Annotated in this window: 15 protein-coding genes and 1 pseudogene; 6 read left to right on the top strand and 10 right to left on the bottom strand. The window is 61.7% G+C overall.

Annotated elements, in window-relative coordinates; all coding sequences use genetic code 11:
- Positions 1 to 28 precede the first annotated feature (28 nt).
- The gene (locus J1G34_RS13285; protein ID WP_065937459.1) at positions 29 to 535 is read right to left on the bottom strand and encodes a DUF4822 domain-containing protein; all 507 of its coding nucleotides are present in this window, start codon (positions 533 to 535) and stop codon (positions 29 to 31) included.
- A 553-nt stretch (positions 536 to 1,088) separates the two neighbouring features.
- Between J1G34_RS13285 and J1G34_RS13280 the strand changes: the two genes are divergently transcribed.
- Positions 1,089 to 2,366: a serine/threonine transporter gene (locus J1G34_RS13280; RefSeq protein ID WP_222994174.1), complete on the top strand. Its 1,278-nt coding sequence runs from the start codon at positions 1,089 to 1,091 to the stop codon at positions 2,364 to 2,366.
- Positions 2,367 to 2,828: 462 nt separating this feature from the next.
- Here the strand turns inward: J1G34_RS13280 and acnB are convergent, their stop codons facing one another.
- The 3 genes and pseudogenes from acnB to J1G34_RS13265 all read right to left on the bottom strand — a co-directional run bounded on the left by acnB (position 2,829) and on the right by J1G34_RS13265 (position 7,178).
- On the bottom strand, positions 2,829 to 5,438 hold the full coding sequence (gene acnB, locus J1G34_RS13275; protein WP_065885284.1) for a bifunctional aconitate hydratase 2/2-methylisocitrate dehydratase: 2,610 nt from the start codon (positions 5,436 to 5,438) through the stop codon (positions 2,829 to 2,831).
- 81 nt (positions 5,439 to 5,519) lie between these two features.
- Positions 5,520 to 6,218, bottom strand: a pseudogene (locus J1G34_RS13270) (dienelactone hydrolase family protein); the annotation flags it as partial.
- Between the two features lie 69 nt (positions 6,219 to 6,287).
- Entirely contained in the window at positions 6,288 to 7,178 is an 891-nt protein-coding gene (locus J1G34_RS13265; protein ID WP_065898320.1) for a DMT family transporter, read from the bottom strand.
- Positions 7,179 to 7,266: 88 nt separating this feature from the next.
- On the opposite strand from J1G34_RS13265, the gene J1G34_RS13260 reads away from it, so the two are divergent.
- Together J1G34_RS13260 and J1G34_RS13255 are read left to right on the top strand one after the other, a co-directional pair.
- Positions 7,267 to 8,592, top strand: a complete 1,326-nt coding sequence (locus J1G34_RS13260) for an aminotransferase-like domain-containing protein (protein ID WP_122560429.1) — start codon at positions 7,267 to 7,269, stop codon at positions 8,590 to 8,592.
- A gap of 56 nt (positions 8,593 to 8,648) precedes the next feature.
- Positions 8,649 to 8,855: a DUF6434 domain-containing protein gene (locus tag J1G34_RS13255; protein WP_065895416.1), complete on the top strand. Its 207-nt coding sequence runs from the start codon at positions 8,649 to 8,651 to the stop codon at positions 8,853 to 8,855.
- A 537-nt stretch (positions 8,856 to 9,392) separates the two neighbouring features.
- Here J1G34_RS13255 and J1G34_RS13250 read toward each other — a convergent pair.
- Positions 9,393 to 11,093, bottom strand: coding sequence for an amidase (locus J1G34_RS13250; RefSeq protein ID WP_222994185.1), 1,701 nt, complete (start codon positions 11,091 to 11,093; stop codon positions 9,393 to 9,395).
- A 121-nt stretch (positions 11,094 to 11,214) separates the two neighbouring features.
- Between J1G34_RS13250 and J1G34_RS13245 the strand changes: the two genes are divergently transcribed.
- Complete coding sequence (locus tag J1G34_RS13245) at positions 11,215 to 11,523, top strand: DUF2834 domain-containing protein (RefSeq protein WP_065898317.1); 309 nt, start codon at positions 11,215 to 11,217, stop codon at positions 11,521 to 11,523.
- Between the two features lie 106 nt (positions 11,524 to 11,629).
- Here the strand turns inward: J1G34_RS13245 and J1G34_RS13240 are convergent, their stop codons facing one another.
- The gene (locus J1G34_RS13240; RefSeq protein WP_065885307.1) at positions 11,630 to 12,841 is read right to left on the bottom strand and encodes an MFS transporter; all 1,212 of its coding nucleotides are present in this window, start codon (positions 12,839 to 12,841) and stop codon (positions 11,630 to 11,632) included.
- 97 nt (positions 12,842 to 12,938) lie between these two features.
- Between J1G34_RS13240 and J1G34_RS13235 the strand changes: the two genes are divergently transcribed.
- Positions 12,939 to 13,760 (top strand): AraC family transcriptional regulator, encoded by an 822-nt coding sequence (locus J1G34_RS13235; RefSeq protein WP_130139150.1) that lies wholly within the window; start codon positions 12,939 to 12,941, stop codon positions 13,758 to 13,760.
- Between the two features lie 54 nt (positions 13,761 to 13,814).
- Here J1G34_RS13235 and J1G34_RS13230 read toward each other — a convergent pair whose 3' ends face one another.
- Both J1G34_RS13230 and proP read right to left on the bottom strand, forming a co-directional pair.
- Positions 13,815 to 14,321: a GAF domain-containing protein gene (locus J1G34_RS13230; RefSeq protein ID WP_122685996.1), complete on the bottom strand. Its 507-nt coding sequence runs from the start codon at positions 14,319 to 14,321 to the stop codon at positions 13,815 to 13,817.
- 52 nt (positions 14,322 to 14,373) lie between these two features.
- Positions 14,374 to 15,876 carry a glycine betaine/L-proline transporter ProP gene (gene proP / locus J1G34_RS13225; RefSeq protein ID WP_065885310.1) on the bottom strand — a complete coding sequence of 501 codons (1,503 nt, stop codon included), beginning with the start codon at positions 15,874 to 15,876 and terminating at the stop codon, positions 14,374 to 14,376.
- A gap of 322 nt (positions 15,877 to 16,198) precedes the next feature.
- Between proP and J1G34_RS13220 the strand changes: the two genes are divergently transcribed.
- Positions 16,199 to 18,286, top strand: coding sequence for a putative bifunctional diguanylate cyclase/phosphodiesterase (locus J1G34_RS13220; RefSeq protein WP_065936240.1), 2,088 nt, complete (start codon positions 16,199 to 16,201; stop codon positions 18,284 to 18,286).
- 32 nt (positions 18,287 to 18,318) lie between these two features.
- Here the strand turns inward: J1G34_RS13220 and mapR are convergent, their stop codons facing one another.
- On the bottom strand, positions 18,319 to 19,728 hold the full coding sequence (gene mapR / locus J1G34_RS13215; RefSeq protein ID WP_065898313.1) for a GntR family transcriptional regulator MpaR: 1,410 nt from the start codon (positions 19,726 to 19,728) through the stop codon (positions 18,319 to 18,321).
- Between the two features lie 102 nt (positions 19,729 to 19,830).
- A complete protein-coding gene (gene ccoG / locus J1G34_RS13210; RefSeq protein WP_222994173.1) occupies positions 19,831 to 21,240 on the bottom strand; it encodes a cytochrome c oxidase accessory protein CcoG in 1,410 nt (469 codons plus the stop codon).
- Positions 21,241 to 21,268 lie beyond the last annotated feature (28 nt).

Below are 21,268 nucleotides of genomic sequence, written 5' to 3'. Positions count from 1 at the left end.
TGTTGTTTTTAGTCGTGAAGTTGACGGTTCAAGGCTGGCGTGTTGGCGTGGTTTTTATTGAGCCTGTATAAGGCGCATGCACAACATATATTCGAACCAGTGGGTTGGAATCGATCATGTCGCGCGGCACTTCGCGGGAATAAGTGAATTCTTGCGTATTCAATGTCTCAAGTTTCCGGACGATGGTTCTTGTTGTCCCTTTGTCGGGTATCAGGATATGGCTTTTTTTGTCACCGGTTACCATGAAGTAACCGCCGCCGCCGTTCTCGTACTTGGACAGCCCGGTATCGCTGTAGAAAAATTCATAGCGGTTGCGGTCGGGGTCCCACAGTGATATGCCGACCACGCCTGGGTACTTGTCCTTTACGTCAATGTCCGGCGCGCCCTCTACATATACTTTTGTCGTCAGCCAGCGGGGGGACGTCGCCAGGGCGCTGGCGTCGGAGTTTTCGGCTGTTGACTGTGCCTGGCTGGTAAGTGGGGAGATTATTCCAACGAAAAGTAACAGGGTGAACAGTAGGTTGTATTTTTTCATAGAGTCGCTCCTGGCGAATTCAGTGTTCGCTTTTGTTGTCATGGTTTCAGAAAGACGGCTTGTTCGTGCTGGGTTGGAATATAGGCTTGACAGGATGAGCGCTCAATACCTGGGCAAATCCTTGTAACAAAAGCGGCGGTTAATAAATTAATAGAAAGTGCGGTGATAAACTCTATGTAGGAATTGTCTTACTTGGGCTGGTTAGTTAAATACTAGTGGGTGCCTGTCAGTGGGTTTAAATCGCAGAACAACGAGCGACTGGGCTGATTTAAATAAATCGAGTTGTGTCAGTGTGCTCATTTTCATCGCGCGTCATGCCCGGCGGGCGGAATCGACGAATGAGGCGCTCGGCTCAGCCTGGCAGGTAATGGCATAAGCGCGAGATCAACGAACAAAAATCGCTCTCAAGCCCCTGCACTGAGTTGCCGTTCCTCAGCTAAGTCTTTGCTTATTCTCAATAATCCCGGACAATCGCGCCCCTGTTGAGGTCGGGGCGCTGCCTGTCAGGTTTTTCTGACTCGTCCCGGCCGTGTGAATGCGGAGATCCGACCGGATGAATGATCAGGCCAATAGCGTCAACGATCGCTATGCAACGACACCTGCAACGCTCACAAGCTGGAGCCGCCAGGACACCACCTGGATGCTTGGGCTGTTCGGCACCGCCATCGGCGCCGGCACTTTGTTCTTGCCGATCAACGCGGGCCTGGGGGGCTTCTGGCCGTTGGTGATCCTCGCGCTGCTGGCCTTCCCGATGACGTTCTTTGCCCACCGTGGGCTGACGCGTTTCGTTTTGTCCGGCCGCGAAGGTTCCGACATCACCGATGTGGTCGAAGAGCATTTCGGGCTCAAGGCCGGTGCCCTGATTACGTTGCTGTACTTCTTCGCGATCTTTCCGATCCTGCTGATCTACAGCGTGGCCCTGACCAATACCGTCAGCAGTTTCATGGAACATCAACTGCACATCATGCCGCCGCCGCGAGCTGTCCTGGCGTTTGTGCTGATCCTGGGCCTGCTGGCGGTGGTGCGTTGCGGTGAACAGGTGATCGTCAAGGCCATGAGCCTGATGGTGTACCCGTTTATCGTGGCCTTGCTGTTCCTCGCCGTCTACCTGGTGCCGCATTGGAATGGCGGCATCCTCAGCATCGCCAGTGAGGTTCCGGCGCCGTCGGCCTTGCTCAACACCTTGTGGCTGGCGATTCCGGTGATGGTGTTTTCGTTCAACCATTCGCCAATCATCTCGGCCTTTGCGGTGGACCAGAAGCGTCAGTACGGCGCACATGCCGACGAGCGCAGTTCAAAGATCCTGTGCCGCGCGCACCTGTTGATGGTGGCAATGGTGCTGTTCTTCGTGTTCAGCTGCGTGCTGACCCTGTCCCCGGCGCAGTTGGCCGAGGCGAAGGCGCAGAACCTGTCGATCCTGTCGTACCTAGCCAACCATTTCGATAACCCGACCATTGCCTTCGCCGCGCCGTTGATTGCGTTCGTGGCGATTGCCAAGTCGTTCCTGGGCCACTACATCGGTGCCAGCGAGGGCCTCAAGGGCCTGGTGCTCAAAACCGGCCGCCGCCCGGCCGCCAGGTCGCTGGACCGCATGACCGCCGCCTTCATGCTGGTGGTGTGCTGGATCGTCGCCACGCTGAACCCGAGCATTCTGCGCATGATCGAGACCCTGGGTGGGCCGGTGATTGCGTCGATTCTGTTCCTGATGCCGATGTACGCGATCCGCAAGGTGCCGGCCATGGCCAAGTACCGAGGGCAGGCATCGAATGTGTTTGTCACCGCCGTCGGCCTGGTGGCGATTACGGCGTTGGTATATTCGCTGGTTGTCTAAGTGCTGACACTCGCTTCAAAATCGGCAGAGATCCAAATGTGGGAGGGGGCTTGCCCCCGATAGCTGCGTATCAGTCACTTGTGAGTTGACTGAACCACTGCTATCGGGGGCAAGCCCCCTCCCACATGTGTTTTGTGGTGCTGCTGATACTTTATTCCAGGCGTAAAAAACCGCGTAACCTGCGATACGCGGCGTTTGTTTACCCGGTACAGGATTACCGTGTTGGTATATTCGCTGGTTGTCTAAGTGCTGACACACGCTTCAAAATCGGTAGAGATCCCAATGTGGGAGGGGGCTTGCCCCCGATAGCGGAATATCAGTCACTTGTGAGTTGTCTGAACCACTGCTATCGGGGGCAAGCCCCCTCCCACATGTGTTTTGTGGTGTTGCTGATACTTTATTCCAGGCATAAAAAACGCCGCGTATCTTGCGATACGCGGCGTTAGCTACATCAACACACCGTTAAGCTTGAATCACCGGGATGTTGGCGCTTGCCGCGATCTTGCGGAACTCGGCAATCTGGTCGAAGTTCAGGTAGCGGTAGACGTCACTGGCCATAGTGTCCAGTTTCGCTGCGTAGCCCATGTACTCTTCCACAGTCGGCAGGCGACCCAGGGTAGAAGCCACTGCCGCCAGCTCGGCCGAAGCCAGGTAGACGTTGGCGCCGTCACCCAGACGGTTCGGGAAGTTACGAGTCGACGTCGACACTACAGTCGAGTTCGGCTCTACGCGTGCCTGGTTACCCATGCACAGCGAGCAGCCCGGCATTTCCATGCGTGCGCCAGCCTTGCCGTAGATGCCGTAGTAGCCTTCTTCGGTCAGTTGGTGAGCGTCCATCTTGGTCGGCGGCGACAGCCACAGACGGGTTGGCAGCTGGCCCTTGACCTGTTCCAGCAGCTTGCCGGCAGCGCGGAAGTGACCGATGTTGGTCATGCACGAACCGATAAACACTTCGTCGATCTTCTCACCGGCAACGCTGGACAGCAGACGGGCATCGTCCGGGTCGTTCGGCGCGCAGAGGATCGGCTCGTTGATTTCGGCCAGGTCGATCTCGATCACTTCGGCGTATTCGGCGTCGGCATCGGCTTCCATCAGCTCCGGATTGGCCACCCAGGCTTCCATCGCTTGGGCGCGACGTTCCAGGGTACGCGCATCACCGTAGCCTTCACCGATCATCCAGCGCAGCAGGGTGATGTTGGAGTTCAGGTACTCGGTGACGGAGTCCTTGGACAGCTTGATGGTGCAACCGGCAGCCGAACGTTCGGCCGAGGCGTCGGACAGCTCGAAAGCCTGCTCCAGCGTCAGGTCGTTCAGGCCTTCGATTTCCAGGATGCGGCCGGAGAAGGCGTTTTTCTTGCCTTTCTTCTCTACGGTCAGCAGGCCAGCCTGGATCGCGTAGTAAGGAATGGCGTGCACCAGGTCACGCAGGGTGATGCCAGGCTTCATCTTGCCTTTGAAACGCACCAGGATCGATTCCGGCATGTCCAGTGGCATCACGCCAGTGGCTGCGGCAAACGCCACCAGGCCGGAACCGGCCGGGAAGGAGATGCCCATCGGGAAGCGGGTGTGGGAGTCACCACCGGTACCCACGGTGTCCGGCAGCAGCATGCGGTTCAGCCAGCTGTGGATGATGCCGTCGCCTGGACGCAGCGATACACCGCCACGGGTCATGATGAAGTCAGGCAGGGTGTGGTGGGTGGTCACGTCGATCGGCTTGGGATAGGCCGCGGTGTGGCAGAACGACTGCATCACCAGGTCGGTCGAGAAGCCCAGGCACGCCAGGTCTTTGAGTTCATCACGGGTCATTGGACCGGTGGTGTCCTGGGAGCCGACGGTGGTCATCTTCGGTTCGCAGTACGTACCTGGACGAACGCCTTTGCCTTCCGGCAGGCCGCATGCCTTGCCGACCATTTTCTGTGCCAGGGTGAAGCCTTTGCCGGTGTCGACAGGCGCTTCAGGCAACTTGAACAGGTCGGTAGGGCCCAGGCCCAGTTCGGCACGGGCCTTGTCGGTCAGGCCGCGACCGATGATCAGCGGAATACGGCCGCCGGCGCGCACTTCGTCCAACAGCACCGGGGTCTTCATTTCGAAGGTGGTGATCACTTCGTCGGTGCCGTGCTTGCAGACTTTGCCAGCATGGGGGTACAGGTCGATCACGTCGCCCATGTTCATGTTGCTGACGTCGAACTCGATCGGCAGTGCGCCCGCATCTTCCATGGTGTTGTAGAAGATCGGTGCGATCTTGCTGCCGAAGCAGAAGCCGCCGGCGCGCTTGTTCGGCACGTAAGGTACGTCGTCGCCGAAGAACCACAGCACCGAGTTGGTGGCCGATTTACGCGACGAACCGGTACCGACCACGTCACCGACGTAGGCGATCGGGAAGCCCTGGCCGCGCATCTCTTCGATCTGCTTCATCGGGCCGGTCTTGCCTTGCTCGTCCGGCACGATGCCTTCGCGGGCCATTTTCAGCATGGCCAGGGCGTGCAGCGGGATATCAGGGCGGGACCAGGCGTCCGGGGCAGGGGACAGGTCGTCGGTGTTGGTTTCGCCGGTGACCTTGAACACGCGCAGGCTGATCTTGTCGGCCAGGGTAGGGCGGTTGCGGAACCACTCGCCGTCAGCCCAGGACTGGATCACGCCCTTGGCGTGTTCGTTGCCGTTGCGGGCTTTTTCCGCGACGTCGTGGAAGGCGTCGAACATCAGCAGGGTGTGCTTGAGCTGGGCGGCCGCGACAGGCGCCAGGGTGGCGTCGTCCAGCAGCTCGACCAGCGTCACGATGTTGTAGCCGCCCTGCATGGTGCCAAGCAGTTCAACCGCGCGCTTTTTGTCGATCAGGGGGGAGGTGGCTTCGCCTTTGGCCAGGGCGGACAGGAAGCCGGCCTTGACGTAGGCCGCTTCATCAACGCCTGGTGGAATACGGTTGGTGATCAGGTCAACGAGGAATTCTTCTTCGCCAGCCGGAGGATTTTTCAGCAGCTCGACCAGGCCTGCGGTTTGTTCGGCGTTAAGCGGCTGGGGAACGATACCCAGGGCGGCACGCTCTTCGATATGTTTGCGGTAGGCTTCAAGCACAGTTATTACCCTCATCAGTGGTCCCACGGGACGCTCATCCAGGAATGACCGGCACGCGTGCGCTCGGGGGCTTTTTGGCGCATCCAGCTCACCGTAATGCAGCATGATCGGCGCCTTGATGCGCGGCACGTCCCTGGCTTCGGGCTGGCGTCCATAGAACGACACGGCCGCGCCCAGCTCCGGGTAGGCCACTGCCGCTGCGTTGGTCACGCCGCCGCCATAACAGAAGCCGGTGATGCCGACTTTGCCGGTGCTGCTGTCGTGGTGCATCAGCCACTCGATGGCGGCGAAGAAGTCGTTCATCAGCTTGGTCGGGTCGACGGTCTGCTGCAGGGCCACGCCTTTTTCATCGTTACCGGGGTAGCCGCCCACCGAGGTCAGGCCATCCGGCGCCAGGGCGATAAAGCCGGCCTTGGCCAGGCGCCGTGCGACGTCTTCGATATAGGGGTTCAGACCACGGTTTTCATGCACCACCACCACCGCAGGTAACTTGCCGACGGCCTTGGCCGGCCGCACCAGGTAGCCGCGTACGGTGCCGTTACCCTTGGGTGACGGGTAGGTGATGTAGTCGGCGACGATGTCGGGATCGGTGAATTTCACCTGTTCGGCCAGCGCATAGTTGGGGCTCAGGGCTGCGAGCAGGGCCGAGGCGGTCAGGCCACCCAGGGTAAACAGTGCGGCGCGGTCGAGAAATTCGCGGCGGTTAAGCGTGCCGTGGGCGTAGCCGTCGTAGAGTTCCAGCAGCTCGGGCGCAAAGTCTTTGGCGGTGAGACGCGTCATCGGTGCAGTCCTCGATTGGCAATAGGGTGGGGGACGACACTTCTGTTTAGCAGGCCTTGGGCCGTCGCGCTAGCGTGCGAACCTTTTGGCTCCGGCCACGCAACCGATCACCGCCAACGTGACCACCAGCATCCCCAGGCTCACCTGCTCATGCAACAGGCCCGCCGCCAGGGCCAGGCCGAAGAACGGTTGCAGCAGCTGCAACTGGCCGACTGCGGCAATGCCTCCCTGGGCCAGGCCGCGATACCAGAACACAAAGCCGATCAACATGCTGAACATGGCCACGTAACCCAGGCTCAGCCAAGCCGGCAGGCTGATGCCGGTGAACGAGGCGGGTGCCAGCAGCAGGCTCAACGGCGCGACGATGGGCAGCGCCGCCACCAGGGCCCAGCAAATCACCTGCCAGCCGCCGAGGCTACGTGACAGCGTGGCGCCTTCGGCATAGCCCAGGCCGCAGACCAGCACCGCCAACAGCATCAGCACATCCCCGGCGGGCGCGGCGCTCAGGCCCTGGGCGAAGGCGTAACCCACCACCAGCGCACTGCCCAGCAGCGAAAACAACCAGAACACCCGCCCTGGCCGCTCACCGCCGCGCAGTACAGCGAAAAGGGCCGTTGCCAGTGGCAGCAGGCCGATAAACACAATGGAGTGCGCCGAGGTCACGTATTGCAGCGCGAGCGCGGTCAGCAACGGAAACCCGATCACCACGCCGAGCGCGACGATGGCCAAGGGCGCCCATTGTTGGCGGGTGGGGCGTTTTTCCTTGAACCTCCGCAGCAGGCACATCCCCAGGATGGCCGCGAGTGTCGCGCGGATCATGGTCAAGAACACCGGGTCGAACTCCATCACCGCCAGGCGTGTGGCCGGTAACGAGCCGCTGAAAATCACCACGCCGATAAAACCGTTGATCCAGCCCTGGGTGCGGGTGTCCAGGGTGTCGAACAGGGAGGTGCGTTGCATGGCGATGTCCAAAAAAGGAAAGTTGCGTAAGCGCCATCCTAGGGACGAAGATTGGAGCAATCAAAAAATTGTCATGGATACAGCGACTATGCCGCGTGCTCGCTATAAATCCTTGGTCGATACGTTCGCCGAGGCCATTCGTTCAGGGAAGATGCCACCCGGCACACGCCTGCCCACCCACCGTCAACTCGCCGCCGACCATGGGCTGGCGCTGGCGACGGCGAGCCGGGTGTACAGCGAGTTGGAGGCGATGGGACTGGTCAGTGGTGAGACCGGGCGTGGCACCTTCGTGCGCGAGATAGCGTTGCCGCCGGGGCAGGGCAGCGGGCAGATGCCTGTGGCGACCGGCATGCTCGACCTGAATTTCAACTACCCGTCATTGCCCGGCCAGGCAGACTTGCTGCGCAACGCGCTGCGCCAACTGGCGTTGTCCGGCGACCTTGAAGCGCTGTTGCGTTATCAACCCCATGCCGGCCGCCTGCATGAGCGTGCGGTGGTCGCGCGGCACCTAGTGGATCGCGGACTGGCAGCGCAGGCAGAGCAGGTATTGCTCGTCAGCGGGGCCCAGCACGGCCTGGCAGTGACGATGATGGCGCTGCTCAAACCCGGCGACGTGATTGCCGTCGACGCGTTGACCTATTCGGGTTTGAAAGTGCTGGCCGAAACCCTGCACCTGGAAATCGTCGCAATCCCGGCCGGCGCCACCGGCCCGGACCTGGATCACCTGCAGGCCCTGTGCCGCAAGCGCCCGGTGCGCGCGGTCTACAGCATGCCGACCGTGCATAACCCGCTGGGCTGGGTGATGAGCCTGGCGCAGCGCGAGCGCCTGGTGGCGATCGCCCGACAGCATCAACTGATGATCATCGAGGACGCCGCCTACGCGTTTCTCGCTGAACACGCACCGCCGCCGCTGGCGACGCTGGCGCCTGAGCGCACGGTGTACGTGGGTGGGTTTTCCAAGAGTGTCGCCACTGGCTTGCGCGTGGGTTTTGTCGCGGCGCCCCTGGCGTGGGTCAAACGCCTGGAGCGCAGCCTGATGGCAACCACCTGGAACGTACCGGGAGTGATGAGCGCGATCGCCGTGGCCTGGATCGAAGATGGCACCGTCGCGCGGCTGGAGGCGCAAAAACGCGAAGATGCCCAGGCCCGGCAACGCCTGGCGGCGCAGGTGCTCACGGGGTTGACCTGCATCAGCCATCCTTCGTCGTATTTCCTGTGGCTTCCGCTGACCGAAGACACCCGCGCCGACCAAGTAGCCATGAGCTTGCAGCGCGAGGGCATCTGCGTATCCACCGCCGAACCGTTTGCCGTCTCCGCCCATGTACCCCATGCGCTGCGCCTGGCCCTGGGGTCGGTGTCGATGACAGCGTTACGCCAGGCATTGATGACCGTGCGCAAGGTGGTGCAATGGTGATCCGTGGCTGATTTGCGGTTATGTTGGTGCCCAGCATCCCACCCGCGAGGCATAACATGGATTTCGACTGGCACAGTGGCGTCATCACCCGCGATACACCCGTAACCCCGAGCTACAGGAATACCCAAAACGTGCGCCGTTTCATGCTTGAACACTGCGGCCCGGCATTCAAGTTCAACCGTCCATTCATGGCCTGGATACGCAACGGCGCGCCCAAGACACTGGGCGATGTGGTGGACGAGTGGCAGCGTCGCACTGCTTGAGGCTACAGCCAAAGTGTTGACGCCACTGCAGGAGCGAGCTTGCTCGCGAAAAACGTCAATGATACCGCGTGCTTCCTGAATCAACGCGGCGCCTGTGCGTTTTTCGCGAGCAAGCTCGCTCCTACACAAAGCAGCCGCGCCCACCCGTAACCACGATGCGCAGCGAGTCGCTTTTGATCTTGATCTCAGGCGCCCCGTTAAACCACGCTGGCCGAACGCAGGCTTGAATCCGTGGGCAACCCGGCAGGACGCCGGGTTAGCCGCCCCGCGCCATGGATGGCGCGTGGCGGCGGCCCACGGATTCAAGCCGGAGTGAGGGCACACCGAGCATGAGCGAGGTGCCGAGTGGTGGGGCAAGAGCGTTTTGCTTACTTTTGCGCTTTTCAAAAGTGAGCCGCTGTAAAAGCGGAACCCTAAGCGGCCGTGACCTACATAATGGATATGTACTCGGTCTGATCCAAGATACTGGCCAGCCCTGAGGCCGCCATCGGGGGCAAGCCCCCTCCCACATTTGGGCCTCGGACATGACAAATCGGCCTACAGCGGCGGTGTCCGCGGCGGAATTACCCGTTTGTTACCAGTGGCCTCAAACGCCGCCGCAAAGCGCAACAGCGCCGAATCATCATAGGCCCGCCCGGCAAACGTCAGCCCGACCGGCATGCCAATGTCCGCCATCACCCCCATCGGGACGGTGACCGTAGGCACGCCGAGATGGCGAATGGCAAGGTTGCCATTGGCCACCCACACGCCATTGCTCCAGGCGATATCGGCAGAAGCTTCGTTGACATCCGCATCAGCGGGCCCAACATCAGCCACAGTCGGAAACAGCACCGCGTCGAGGCGCAGCGTGTCCATCCAGTCCTCCAGGTCCAGGCGACGGGTTTGCTCAAGACCGCGCAAGCCGTCAGGCAATGTGTCGATCTCGTTCCACGGCGTGATACCGCGCTGGGCCATGCGCACGTATTCGTCCATGCCGGCGGCCAGGTCGTCTTCGCGGTTGGGCAGGGTGCCGGGGTCGTGGGGGAAGATTTTCGGGCCATCGACATCCGCCAGGCGGTTCAGGGCCGGATCGCCGTTGGCGCGCAGGAAATCATCAAAGGCCCAGGCCGACAGTTCCCACAACTCATCGTGCAGAAACTGCCGGGGCACCAAGCCACGGGTGAACACCGTCGGCGCGCCGGGGCGGTCGCCTTCGCAATTGGACACCAAGGGGAAATCCACCTCGATGATTTCCGCGCCGGCGGCTTCCAGAGCCTGGCGCGCGGCCTGCCACAGCTCGATCACCGAGGCGCGGGTGTGGATTTTCTGCCCGGTCGGCCCGCCGATCCCCGGTTTTTCGCTGGTGCCGGCCTCGGGGTCGGCGTTGATGTACATGCGCGGCACACCGAAGCGTTTGCCGGCGAGGGCCGCGCTGCCCTCTGCGAGTTCGGCATACGATGCCGGGCGTACCGAGCTGACGCTGGGAATCGGCACCCAGGGTTGCAGGCGCCACAGGTCGCCACGGGTGTCCGGGTCGTCGGCGACCACCACGTCGAGCACTTCCAGCAGGTCCGCCATGGTGCGCGCATAGGGCACCACCACGTCCATGGTCGGGGTCAGCGGCCAGTTGCCGCGCACCGAAATCACCCCACGCGAAGGCGTGTACGCACACAAGCCGTTGTTGGAGGCCGGGCCGCGACCGCTCGACCAGGTTTCTTCGGCCAGGCCGAATGCGGCGAAGCTTGCCGCTGTCGCCGTGCCGGCGCCATTGGACGAACCCGAGGCGAACGGTGCAGTGAGGTAGGCAGCGTTGTACGGGCTTTCGGCACGGCCATAGACACCGCGCTGCATGCCGCCGTTGGCCATGGGCGGCATATTGGTCTTGCCCAGGCAGATGGCGCCGCCGGCGCGCAGGCGTTCAATGGTGAAGGCATCGCGCTGGGCGATCAGCTTGGCGAATGCCGGGCTGCCGGACGCGGCGGTGAGGCCCTTGACCAGGTAACTGTCCTTGGCGGTATAGGGAATGCCATCCAGCGGCCCCAGGGTCTGGCCGTGCGCCCGGCGTGCATCGGACGCTTGGGCTTCCTTCAAGGCGTCGGGATTGCGCACCACCAAAGCATTCAGCGCGGTAGCGGTCTGCGGGCCGTCATAGGCTTCGATCCGCGCCAGGTAGGCGCGCACCAGTTCAACGGCAGTGGTGTGGCCGGATTCAAGCGCAGCGCGCAATTGGGCAATGGAGACTTCGGTAACTTGCATCAGGTTTTTTTCGCCGCCTTCGAATGGAGGTATGACGGCAGTCTACGTACAGATATTTGCCAGTGCCAGCTTACTGCTAAGGTAAGCGGCCTGATCATCCACATTGCACTTCAAGGAGGAGAACATGCCTAAACCCTACATCGCCCTGGCCGCTTTGCTCGGCTTTTCGTTGTATACCGTGGCGACGATGCTGACGGCCGAGCAATCGCTCATTGCGTTCGGCCAGGAACTGATGTCGCGGCCGGACACCGCGCAAGTGGTGATTGACCTGTACCTGATGGCGATCCTGGCGTGTGTGTGGATGTACCGGGACGCGCGCGGGCGAGGGCGCTCCGTGGCGTCGTTGATCCCCTATTTCCTGTTGACGGCGGTGTTCGTGTCGGTGGGGCCGTTGTTGTATATCGTCGTCAATGGGTTTACGCGACGCACCTAGACGACACGTACCAATGTGGGAGGGGGCTTGCCCCCGATAGCGATGTGTCAGTCGGCATCTACTTGACTGAAACACCGCCATCGGGGGCAAGCCCCCTCCCACAGAGTCAGACGCCTTTGGTCGAAGGCAAAAAGATCGTCAGGATGCCCGCCAGCGGCAGGAACGAGCAGATTTTGTAGACGTATTCGATGCCATGGTGATCCGCGAGCAAGCCCAGCAACGCCGCGCCAATCCCGCTGAAACCGAACATCAGGCCGAAGAATATCCCTGCGATCATGCCGACATTGCCCGGCACCAGTTCCTGGGCGAACACCACGATGGCCGAGAACGCCGAGGCGATGATAAAGCCGATGACCACGCTGAGTACGGCGGTCCAGAACAGGTCGACATAGGGTAGGGCGAGGGTGAACGGCGCGGCGCCGAGAATCGAGAACCAGATGACTTTCTTGCGGCCGATCCGGTCGCCGATCGGTCCGCCGGCGAAGGTGCCCACGGCCACCGCGCCGAGGAACAGGAACAGGTACATCTGGGAGCTGGCGACCGACAGCTGGAATTTTTCGATCAGGTAGAACGTGAAGTAGCTGGTCAGGCTGGTCATGTACCAATATTTGGAGAACACCAGCAGCGCCAGTACCACCAGGGCAAAGGTCACGCGGCCTTTGGACAAACCGTGGGTCGCCTGGCCGCCTTGCTTGAGCTTGAACAGGTTGAGGTGGTGACGGTACCAGCGGCTCAAGCCGTACAGCACCCCGATTGCGAACACCGCGAACAGGCCGAACCAGGCGATATGGGACTGGCCGTAAGGAATGATGATGGCCGCCGCCAGCAACGGGCCGAAGGCGCTGCCGGTGTTGCCGCCGACCTGGAAGGTCGATTGCGCCAAACCGTAGCGGCCGCCGGAGGCCAGGCGTGCCACGCGGGACGTTTCCGGATGAAACGTCGACGAGCCGACTCCCACCAACGCCGCCGCCAGCAGAATCGCGGGGAAGCTGCCGACGAATGCCAGCATCAGGATGCCGATCAAGGTGCAGACCATGCCCGCCGGCAACAGCCAGGGCTTGGGGTGACGGTCGGTGTGGTAGCCGATCCACGGTTGCAGCAGGGAGGCGGTCAGTTGGAAGGTCAGGGTGATCAGGCCGACCTGGGTAAACGTCAGGCCATAGTTGGCCTTGAGCATCGGGTAGATCGACGGCAGCACGGCCTGAATCAAGTCATTGATCAGGTGCGCCAGGGCGCAGGCGCCGAGCACGCGCATGACCAGCGGGCTTATCTGGGGCGTGGTGGTTGCAGCGGCGGGTGTCGCAGTGAGGGTCGACATTCAGGCATTCCATACAAGGCAGCTAACAAGGGCAGACAGTACGTGAGCCGACGGCCCATTTCTAATTGTTTCGGGCGCTATGCTAGAGTCGGCAAAAATGCCTGTCTCGCGAAATTCGGGCAGAAAACCTCGCAAAAAGGGCGAAATCATCAAATCCCTCGACAAATTCCTTCAGGAGATCGATGAAGGCGATTGGGCCGTCATCAGCTCGGCCACTGATTATCCGCAAAACTGGGTGATTCCCGAACACAGTCATAACAAGCATCAGTTGCTCTACGCCATCGAGGGCGTGATGGTGGTGAATTCGGCGCTGAACCAGTGGACGGTGCCCCCCAACCGTGGCTTCTGGATACCCTGCGGGCATGTGCATGCGCTGCGCTGCGTGGGCACGCTGAAAATGCGCAGCGTCTTCGTGCGCCCGGACAGCTTTCCCAACCTGCCGACCGAGCCGAAGGCGGTGACGGTGTCGCCGTTGCTGGGTGAATTGATCAAGGCCTCGGTCAGCTTGAAACCGCCCTATGCCGAGAACTCGCGTGACGCCAGGATCATGCGCCTGATGCTCGATGAGCTGGCGATCCTGCCCGCACTGCCCTTATCCCTGCCGCAGCCCGCCGACCCGCGTATCAACCGCATCTGCCTGACCTTGCAGCAAGACCCAAGTGATGCGTCCACGGTCGCTGACTGGAGCGCGCGTTTGGACCTGGATCAAACCACCATCCAGCGCCTGTTCCGTCGCGAAACCGGCATGACCTTCGGCCAGTGGCGCCAACAGGCACGCTTGCTGTTGGCGCTGGAGCGCATCGCGGTGGGCGAGAAGATTATCGATGTGGCCCTGAAGCTTGGGTATGACAGCCCGAGCGCCTTTACCAGCATGTTCAAGAAACAGTTTGGCAAGACGCCGAGTCATTTCTTCAAGTAGCGCTGTTGGCAACACGAGGATGCAGCGAGCGATGCTGGACGGGCAGGGCGGCGGTCACTGATCGGCCGGGGCCAGGTTAGCGTAGAAGATGCAGCCGATCAGTCGGGCGAACAGGCTCAGGGTTTCCGGCAGGTTGGGATCGTCGAACAGCATGGCGCGTGAATCGAGCGCGCACAGCGCACCGAACAGGCGCCCGTCGGGCAGGAAAATCGGCGCGCCGGCATAGCTTTCGATGGCGTATTTCTTGACCACCGGGCGTGTGGCAAAGCGCCCGTCGACGCTGATCTGCGGCACGAACAGGGTTTGGGGATTGATGCAGAATTCACTGCACAGGGTGGTTTCCAGGTCGAGTACGTCGTCGACGTGGATGCCCATCTGCAGAGGGTCATAAGCCGAGCACACCACCCACTCCAGGTCGGTGAATTTGGCGATGCCGGCAAAGCGCATACCGGTCAGGCGGGTGACCAGCTTGAGAATATTGGTGCTCGCTTCGATTTCGGCGATGGCCGCGCGTTCGTCGGCGCTCAGGAGCGATTGTGCATAGGTGACGCTTGGAACCATGTGATCACTCCAATGTGCGTGGCCGCAGGCCGCGACCACGCACAGTCAGGTCTTAATTAATCCGTGGGTGCTGCTGCACCAGGTTTTCCCGCTTGGCCTGAAGGGCTGCAATTTCGGCATCGATGTCCTCGATCTTCTGCTCGATATTGTCATGATGCTCTTGCAGCAATTCCTTGGCCTCTTCCATATCCGACGCCGCCGGAGCCGCGCCGCGCAGGGGTTTATTGGCGGTTTCCTTCATGGTCAGGCCGGTAACCAGGCCTACCACGGCGAATACCATCAAGTAATAAGCCGGCATGTACAGGTCGTTGGTGCTTTCCACCAGCCACGCCACCGCGGTGGGCGTGACGCCGGCAATCAGTACCGAGACGTTGAACGCACTGGCCAATGCACTGTAGCGCAGATGTGTAGGAAACATAGCTGGCAGCGTGGAGGCCATTACGCCGATAAAGAAGTTCAGCACGATCGCCAGGATCAGCAGGCCGCTGAAGATCAGCCCGGTCTTGCCGCTGGTAATCAGCATGAACGCCGGAATCGACAGGCACAGCAGGCCGATGCTGCCGGCGATGATGAAGGGTTTGCGGCCGATCTTGTCGCTGACAAAACCGATGAACGGTTGTACGAACAGCATGCCGACCATGATCGCAATGATGATCAACACGCCGCTGTTTTCGGCGTAATGCAGGTTGTGCGACAGGTAGCTGGGCATGTACGTGAGCAGCATGTAGTAGGTCACGTTGGTAGCCGCAACGATACCGATGCAGGTCAGCAGGCTGCGCCAGTGCTTGGTGGCGATCTCTTTGAACGACACCTTGGGGCCATGGCTGAGGCCCTCGCGGTCACCCTGTTCGAGCTTGTCGACATGTTGCTGGAACGCCGGGGTCTCTTCCAGGGCGTGACGCAGGTACAGGCCGATGATGCCCAGCGGCAGGGCCAGGAAGAACGGCAGGCGCCAGCCCCAGGCCTCGAATTCGGCTTCACCGAGCACTGTGGAAATCAATACCACCACGCCCGCGCCCAGCACGAAGCCGGCAATCGAGCCGAAGTCCAACCAACTGCCCAGGAAGCCGCGTTTGCGGTCCGGGGCGTATTCGGCAACGAAAATCGACGCGCCGGTGTATTCGCCGCCCACCGAGAAGCCCTGGGCCATTTTGCACAGCAGCAACAGGATCGGCGCCCAGATACCAATGGACGCATAACCGGGAATCAGTCCGATGGCGAAGGTGCTCAGGGACATGATCACGATGGTGGCGGCAAGGACCTTCTGCCGCCCGTATTTGTCACCCAGGGCGCCAAAGAACAGACCGCCCAGTGGACGGATCAGGAAGGGCACGGAGAAAGTGGCCAGTGCAGCGATCATTTGTACGCTGGGGGACGCGTCCGGGAAGAACACCTTGCCCAGCACATAGGCGACAAAACCATAGACGCCAAAGTCGAACCATTCCATGGCGTTGCCCAATGCGGCGGCGGTGATCGCCTTGCGCATCTTGTTGTCGTCGACGATGGTGATGTCGTTCAATCCGATCGGACTGACGCGTTTCTTACGTAATTTCATGCGGGCCACTCTAGAAGCTGAACGGGGAGGTGCCATCGCTGCGATGGCACCGCTCTGTCACTTCAGATACAAGCGGACACGAAATAATTCACCCATCGGCAGATTTTTTCTCACGGCCGGCGCGGCAAGCCTCAGCAACGCCGTGAAAATGTGCGCGCTGACGGGTGAATCGAGCGTCGCACAGCACCTGGCAAAGCCACCAATTTGACGTCAGAAAAATCAGCCCGCCGTCCGTAAGCAATTAATCGCCAGCCCTGAAATATTCTCGCTACAATCCGCCGCTTTGCCACCCGGCCCGGGCTGTCAAACCGCGAGATACCCCATGCTGACCGGTAGCTACACCACCTCCCTTGTCGTGATTTCCCTGTGCGTCGCCATCCTGGCGTCCTATACCGCGCTGGACCTGGCGGGGCGGATCGCGACCGCCAAGGGACGTACGGTTTATCTATGGATCACCGGCGGTGCCGTCGCGATGGGCGTCGGGGTGTGGTCGATGCACTTTATCGGCATGCTGGCCCTGCGCCTGCCGTTCGAAATGGGCTTCGACCTGGACATTACCGCGCTGTCGTTGCTGATTGCCGTGTTATCCAGCGGTTTTGCCTTATGGCTGGTCAGCCAGCCACGCCTGCCGGCCTGGCAACTGGCATTCGGCGCGTTGGTCATGGGCGCAGGCATCGCCAGCATGCACTACACCGGCATGGCCGCGATGCGCATGACGCCGGGCATCGATTACGACCCGGCGTTGTTCGGCGCCTCGTTGTTGATCGCGGTGGTGGCTTCCGGCGCGGCGCTGTGGATCGCCTTCAACCTGCGCCGCAATACGCCCTATGTGCGCCTGGCGCGCGGCGGCGCGGCGGTGGTGATGGGCGTGGCCATCGTCGGCATGCATTACACCGGCATGGCCGCCGCGCGTTTTGCCGACGACAGCTTCTGCGCCGCCGCACAGACCGGCTTGAGCGGCAAGGGCCTGGATAACCTGGTCCTGGTGACCTCATTGGCGGTGCTGGTCATCGCCCTGTTGACCTCGCTGCTCGACGCGCGGCTGCAAGCGCGCACCGCCGTGCTGGCTGACTCCCTGACCCTGGCCAACCAGGAGCTGACCCACCTGGCCCTGCACGACATGCTCACCGGCCTGCCCAATCGCACGCTGCTGTCAGACCGGATTCAACAAGGTATCCAGGCGGTGAAGGAGCAGGGCGGTTGCTTTGCGCTGATGTTTATCGACCTGGACGGCTTCAAGCCGGTCAACGACGCCTTTGGTCACCACATGGGCGACCAGTTGCTGCGCGAAGTCGGCCTGCGCCTGCGCGAGGACCTGCGCAGCCAGGACACGTTGGCGCGCATCGGCGGTGACGAGTTTGTATTAATGGTGCACCTGACCCAGCCGGACGATGCCATGGGCCTGGCCGAACGCCAGGTCAGCCTGGTCAATCGCGCCTTCACGGTCGCCGAACACGAGCTGAAAATCTCCGCCAGCATCGGCATCGCCCTGTTCCCGGGCAACGGGACCAACCCCCAGGAGCTGTTGATGAATGCCGATGCGGCGATGTACCACGCCAAGGGCATGGGCAAGAACGGCTACCGGTTCTTCGATGTGTCAATGAACACCAACGCGCGCAAACAGCTGCAGTTATTGCAGGACCTGCGCAACGCCCTCGACGACGCGCAATTTCGTTTGCACTACCAGCCCAAGTTCGACGCGCTCAGCGGGGTTGCGGTGGGGGCAGAGGCGCTACTGCGCTGGCAGCATCCACAGCACGGCGTGTTGCTGCCGGCCACGTTCATTGAGCTGGCGGAAAAAACCGGGCTGATCATTCCCATCGGCGAGTGGGTACTCAATGAAGCCTGTCGCCAGATGAGCCTGTGGTACGCCCAGGGTTATGAAAGTTGGCGCATTGCGGTGAACCTGTCGGCGCTGCAGTTCTGCCACCCCGGGCTGGTCGCCAGCGTGGCCGCGGCTCTGGAGCGGCACCAACTGCCGGCCAACCGCCTGACCCTGGAGATCACCGAAACCACCGCCATGAGCGATGCCGACGCGAGCATGACCGTATTGCAGCAGCTCTCGGACATGGGCGTCGACCTGTCCATCGATGACTTCGGCACCGGCTATTCCAGCCTGATGTACCTCAAGCGCCTGCCGGCCAATGAACTGAAGATCGACCGGGGTTTCGTGCGCGACCTGGAGCACGACAGCGACGACGCCGCCATCGTCTCAGCCATCGTTGCGCTGGGCCAGGCCCTGGGTTTGCGGATCGTCGCCGAAGGCGTGGAGACCGAGGCGCAGCAGCGCTTCCTGACCCGCCTGGGCTGTAACTCGCTGCAAGGCTATCTGCTGGGCCATCCACTGCCGGCCGACGGGTTCATGGCCGATATCCAGCGCACCCGGGAAGCGCCGGCGCCAGACGCATGACGGCGATGCTCGCGGCGGCGACCTGCTGACCCTCAAAACGAGCGCACAATCCGCCCCAACGTCTCCATCGCCTTCTCCGACACGTCGGTCCACGGGCTGCCGTAGTTCAAGCGGATGCAGTTGCGAAAGCGCCGGGTCGCCGAAAAGATCGGGCCCGGTGCGATGCTGATGCCTTGCGCCAGGGCCATCTGGAACAGCTTCAATGAATCGGTTTGCTCCGGCAGTTCCAGCCACAGGAAATACCCTCCGGCCGGTTGGCTGACGCGGGTCTGCGCCGGGAAGTAACGGGCGATGGCGGCGAGCATCGCGCTTTGCTGTTCTTCCAGGGCGTAGCGCAGTTTGCGCAGGTGCCGGTCGTAGCCGCCGTGTTGCAGGTAGTCGGCAATCGCGGCCTGGGCCGGCATCGACGGGCACAGCGATGTCATCAGTTTCAGGCGCTCGACCTTCTGCGCGAAGCGACCCGCCGCCACCCAGCCTACGCGGTACCCTGGCGCCAGGCTCTTGGCAAAGGAGCCGCAGTGCATCACCAGGCCCTCGGTGTCGAAGGCCTTGGCCGGTTTCGGCGCGTGCTGCCCGTAATACAGCTCGGCATACACATCGTCTTCGATCAGCGGCACCTGATGACTGCGCAGCAACTCCACCAGCGCCTGTTTTTTTTCTTCCGGCACCGTCGCGCCCATCGGGTTCTGGAAGCTGGTCATGGTCCAGCAGGCCTTGATCGGGTAACGCGAAAGGCTTTGCGCCAGGGCGTTGAGGTCGATGCCGTCGCGCGGGTGCACGGGGATTTCCACGGCCTTGAGTTTCAAGCGCTCGAGCACTTGCAGGCAGGCATAAAACGCCGGGGCTTCGATCGCCACCAGGTCGCCGGGCTCGGTCACCGCTTGCAGGCACAGGTTCAGCGCTTCGAGGGCGCCATTGGTGATCAGCAGTTCTTCCATGGGCAGCATCAGGCCGCCGACCATGTAGCGCAGCGCAATCTGACGGCGCAGTTGCGGGTTGCCGGGGGACATGTCGGTGACCACCAGGCGTGGGTCCATCGCGCGGCTGGCACTGGCCAGGGAGCGGGCCAGGCGCGGCAGCGGGAACAGCATGGGGCTGGGGAAGGCCGAGCCGAAGGGCACGGTGTTCGGGTCCTTGATCGAGTCGAGTACCGAAAACACCAGCTCACTCACATCGACTTCGGTGGACTCGTGCACTTGCTCGCTCACCACCGGCTCGGAAAACGGGCTGGGCGCGTGGGTATTGACGAAGTAGCCGGAGCGCGGCCGCGCGCGGATCAGGCCGCGCCGCTCCAGCAGGTAGTAGGCCTGGAAGACCGTGGACGGGCTGACGCCGTAGGTCTGGCTGGCGTAGCGCACCGACGGCACGCGCTGGCCGGGGCCGAGGACGCCGGAGCGGATCAGTTCTGCGATGTCATCGGCGAATTTTTCGTAGCGTTTCATGGGTGCCTTGAACAGTGTGTGCGCTGGGCAAATGTGGGAGGGGGCAAGCCCCCTCCCACATTGGATCTCTCTACATTGGAACTCTATGCATTCAGGGGATTATCAGCGGTTCAGTGGCGCGACAAAGCGGCTGTCGGCAGCGCTGTAAATCCACGGTTCATCCACATCCGTCACCTTGAAGCGCAGCGTCTGTGAACTGCTCGCCGGTGTGTCCGCCAGCAGCGTCACCGAGACCGGTACATCCACGATTTCCCCCGGCGCCAAGCCGATCCGGGTCTTGCCCTGCAACTGGAAGCCCTCGGCGTCCACCAGCTCCAGGCGATAGTCCTGGTGCTGCTGAGTCTTGTTGATGACCTTGAGGCTGTAGATGTTTTCGATCAAGCCCTGGCTGTTCTCGCGGAACAGGCCGCGGTCCTTGGTCACGTCCAGCGACACCATCGGCCGTTCGACCAAAGCCAACGCCAACGCGGCGAGCATGACCAGCAGCACGGCACTGTAGCCGATCAGGCGCGGCCTTAGCAGCCGGGTCTTGCCACCTTGCAATTGATGTTCGCTGGTATAGCTCACCAGGCCACGGGCATAGCCCATTTTGTCCATGATCGAATCGCAGGCGTCGATGCACGCCGCGCAACCGATGCATGCCATTTGCAGGCCATCGCGGATATCGATGCCGGTGGGGCACACCTGCACGCACAGCTGGCAATCGATGCAATCGCCGAGGCCGACATCCGCCGATTTGACTTCGCGTTTACGCGGTCCACGGCGTTCGCCACGGGCGGCGTCATAGGCAATGGCCAGGGTGTCCTTATCGAACATCACGCTCTGGAAGCGCGCGTACGGGCACATGTGCATGCACACCGCTTCGCGCAGCCACCCGGCGTTGAGGTAGGTGGCCGCGGTAAAGAACAGCATCCAGAACAGACTGACGCCGCCCAGTTGCCAGGTCAGCAGTTGCGCAGCCAACGGACGGATGGGCGTGAAATAGCCGACAAAGGTCAGCCCGGTCAGCACGCTGATGCCCAGCCACAGCGTGTGTTTGGCCGAACGCCGTGCCAGCTTGTCCAGGCTCCAGGGCGCCGCGTGCAGCTTGATGCGTTGGTTGCGCTCGCCTTCGGTGATCTTTTCGCACCACATGAACAGCCAGGTGAACACGCTTTGCGGGCAGGTGTAGCCACACCACACACGGCCGGCAAACACGGTGATCGCAAACAGGCCAAAGGCGCAGATGATCAACAGTGCCGACAGCAAAATGAAGTCCTGGGGCCAGAACGTTGCGCCGAAAATATGGAATTTGCTCTCGGCCAGATCCCATAGCACCGCCTGGCGTGCGCCCCAGTTCAGCCACACGGTGCCGAAAAAGGCCAGGAACAACAACGCGCCACCGCTCATGCGCAAGGTGCGGTAGAGGCCGGTGAAGCTGCGGGTATGGATCAGGTTGTCGCGGGATGCGGCCTTCACCTTCTTTGGGTGAATGGGCACAAAAGTTTCCACGGTGGGGATTCGTTCGCTCATCAGCCTCCATCAGGCGGATGAACTATGG

It is taken from the genome of Pseudomonas sp. Wu6 (assembly GCF_019891515.1).
GTDB classification, from domain to species: Bacteria; Pseudomonadota; Gammaproteobacteria; order Pseudomonadales; family Pseudomonadaceae; genus Aquipseudomonas; species Aquipseudomonas orientalis_A.
The sequence above is the reverse complement of the archived record's forward strand: the minus strand, read 5'-3'. Positions and strand labels throughout refer to the sequence as shown.

Coding starts and splice junctions, on each gene's coding strand:
- J1G34_RS13240 (WP_065885307.1), bottom strand. CDS start 12,841: ATGTCGACCCTCACTGCGACACCCGCCGCTGCAACCACCACGCCCCAG.
- J1G34_RS13265 (WP_065898320.1), bottom strand. CDS start 7,178: ATGCAACGCACCTCCCTGTTCGACACCCTGGACACCCGCACCCAGGGC.
- J1G34_RS13235 (WP_130139150.1), top strand. CDS start 12,939: ATGCCTGTCTCGCGAAATTCGGGCAGAAAACCTCGCAAAAAGGGCGAA.
- J1G34_RS13280 (WP_222994174.1), top strand. CDS start 1,089: ATGAATGATCAGGCCAATAGCGTCAACGATCGCTATGCAACGACACCT.
- J1G34_RS13285 (WP_065937459.1), bottom strand. CDS start 535: ATGAAAAAATACAACCTACTGTTCACCCTGTTACTTTTCGTTGGAATA.
- J1G34_RS13255 (WP_065895416.1), top strand. CDS start 8,649: ATGGATTTCGACTGGCACAGTGGCGTCATCACCCGCGATACACCCGTA.
- J1G34_RS13245 (WP_065898317.1), top strand. CDS start 11,215: ATGCCTAAACCCTACATCGCCCTGGCCGCTTTGCTCGGCTTTTCGTTG.
- J1G34_RS13260 (WP_122560429.1), top strand. CDS start 7,267: ATGCCGCGTGCTCGCTATAAATCCTTGGTCGATACGTTCGCCGAGGCC.
- mapR (WP_065898313.1), bottom strand. CDS start 19,728: ATGAAACGCTACGAAAAATTCGCCGATGACATCGCAGAACTGATCCGC.
- J1G34_RS13220 (WP_065936240.1), top strand. CDS start 16,199: ATGCTGACCGGTAGCTACACCACCTCCCTTGTCGTGATTTCCCTGTGC.
- ccoG (WP_222994173.1), bottom strand. CDS start 21,240: ATGAGCGAACGAATCCCCACCGTGGAAACTTTTGTGCCCATTCACCCA.
- J1G34_RS13230 (WP_122685996.1), bottom strand. CDS start 14,321: ATGGTTCCAAGCGTCACCTATGCACAATCGCTCCTGAGCGCCGACGAA.
- proP (WP_065885310.1), bottom strand. CDS start 15,876: ATGAAATTACGTAAGAAACGCGTCAGTCCGATCGGATTGAACGACATC.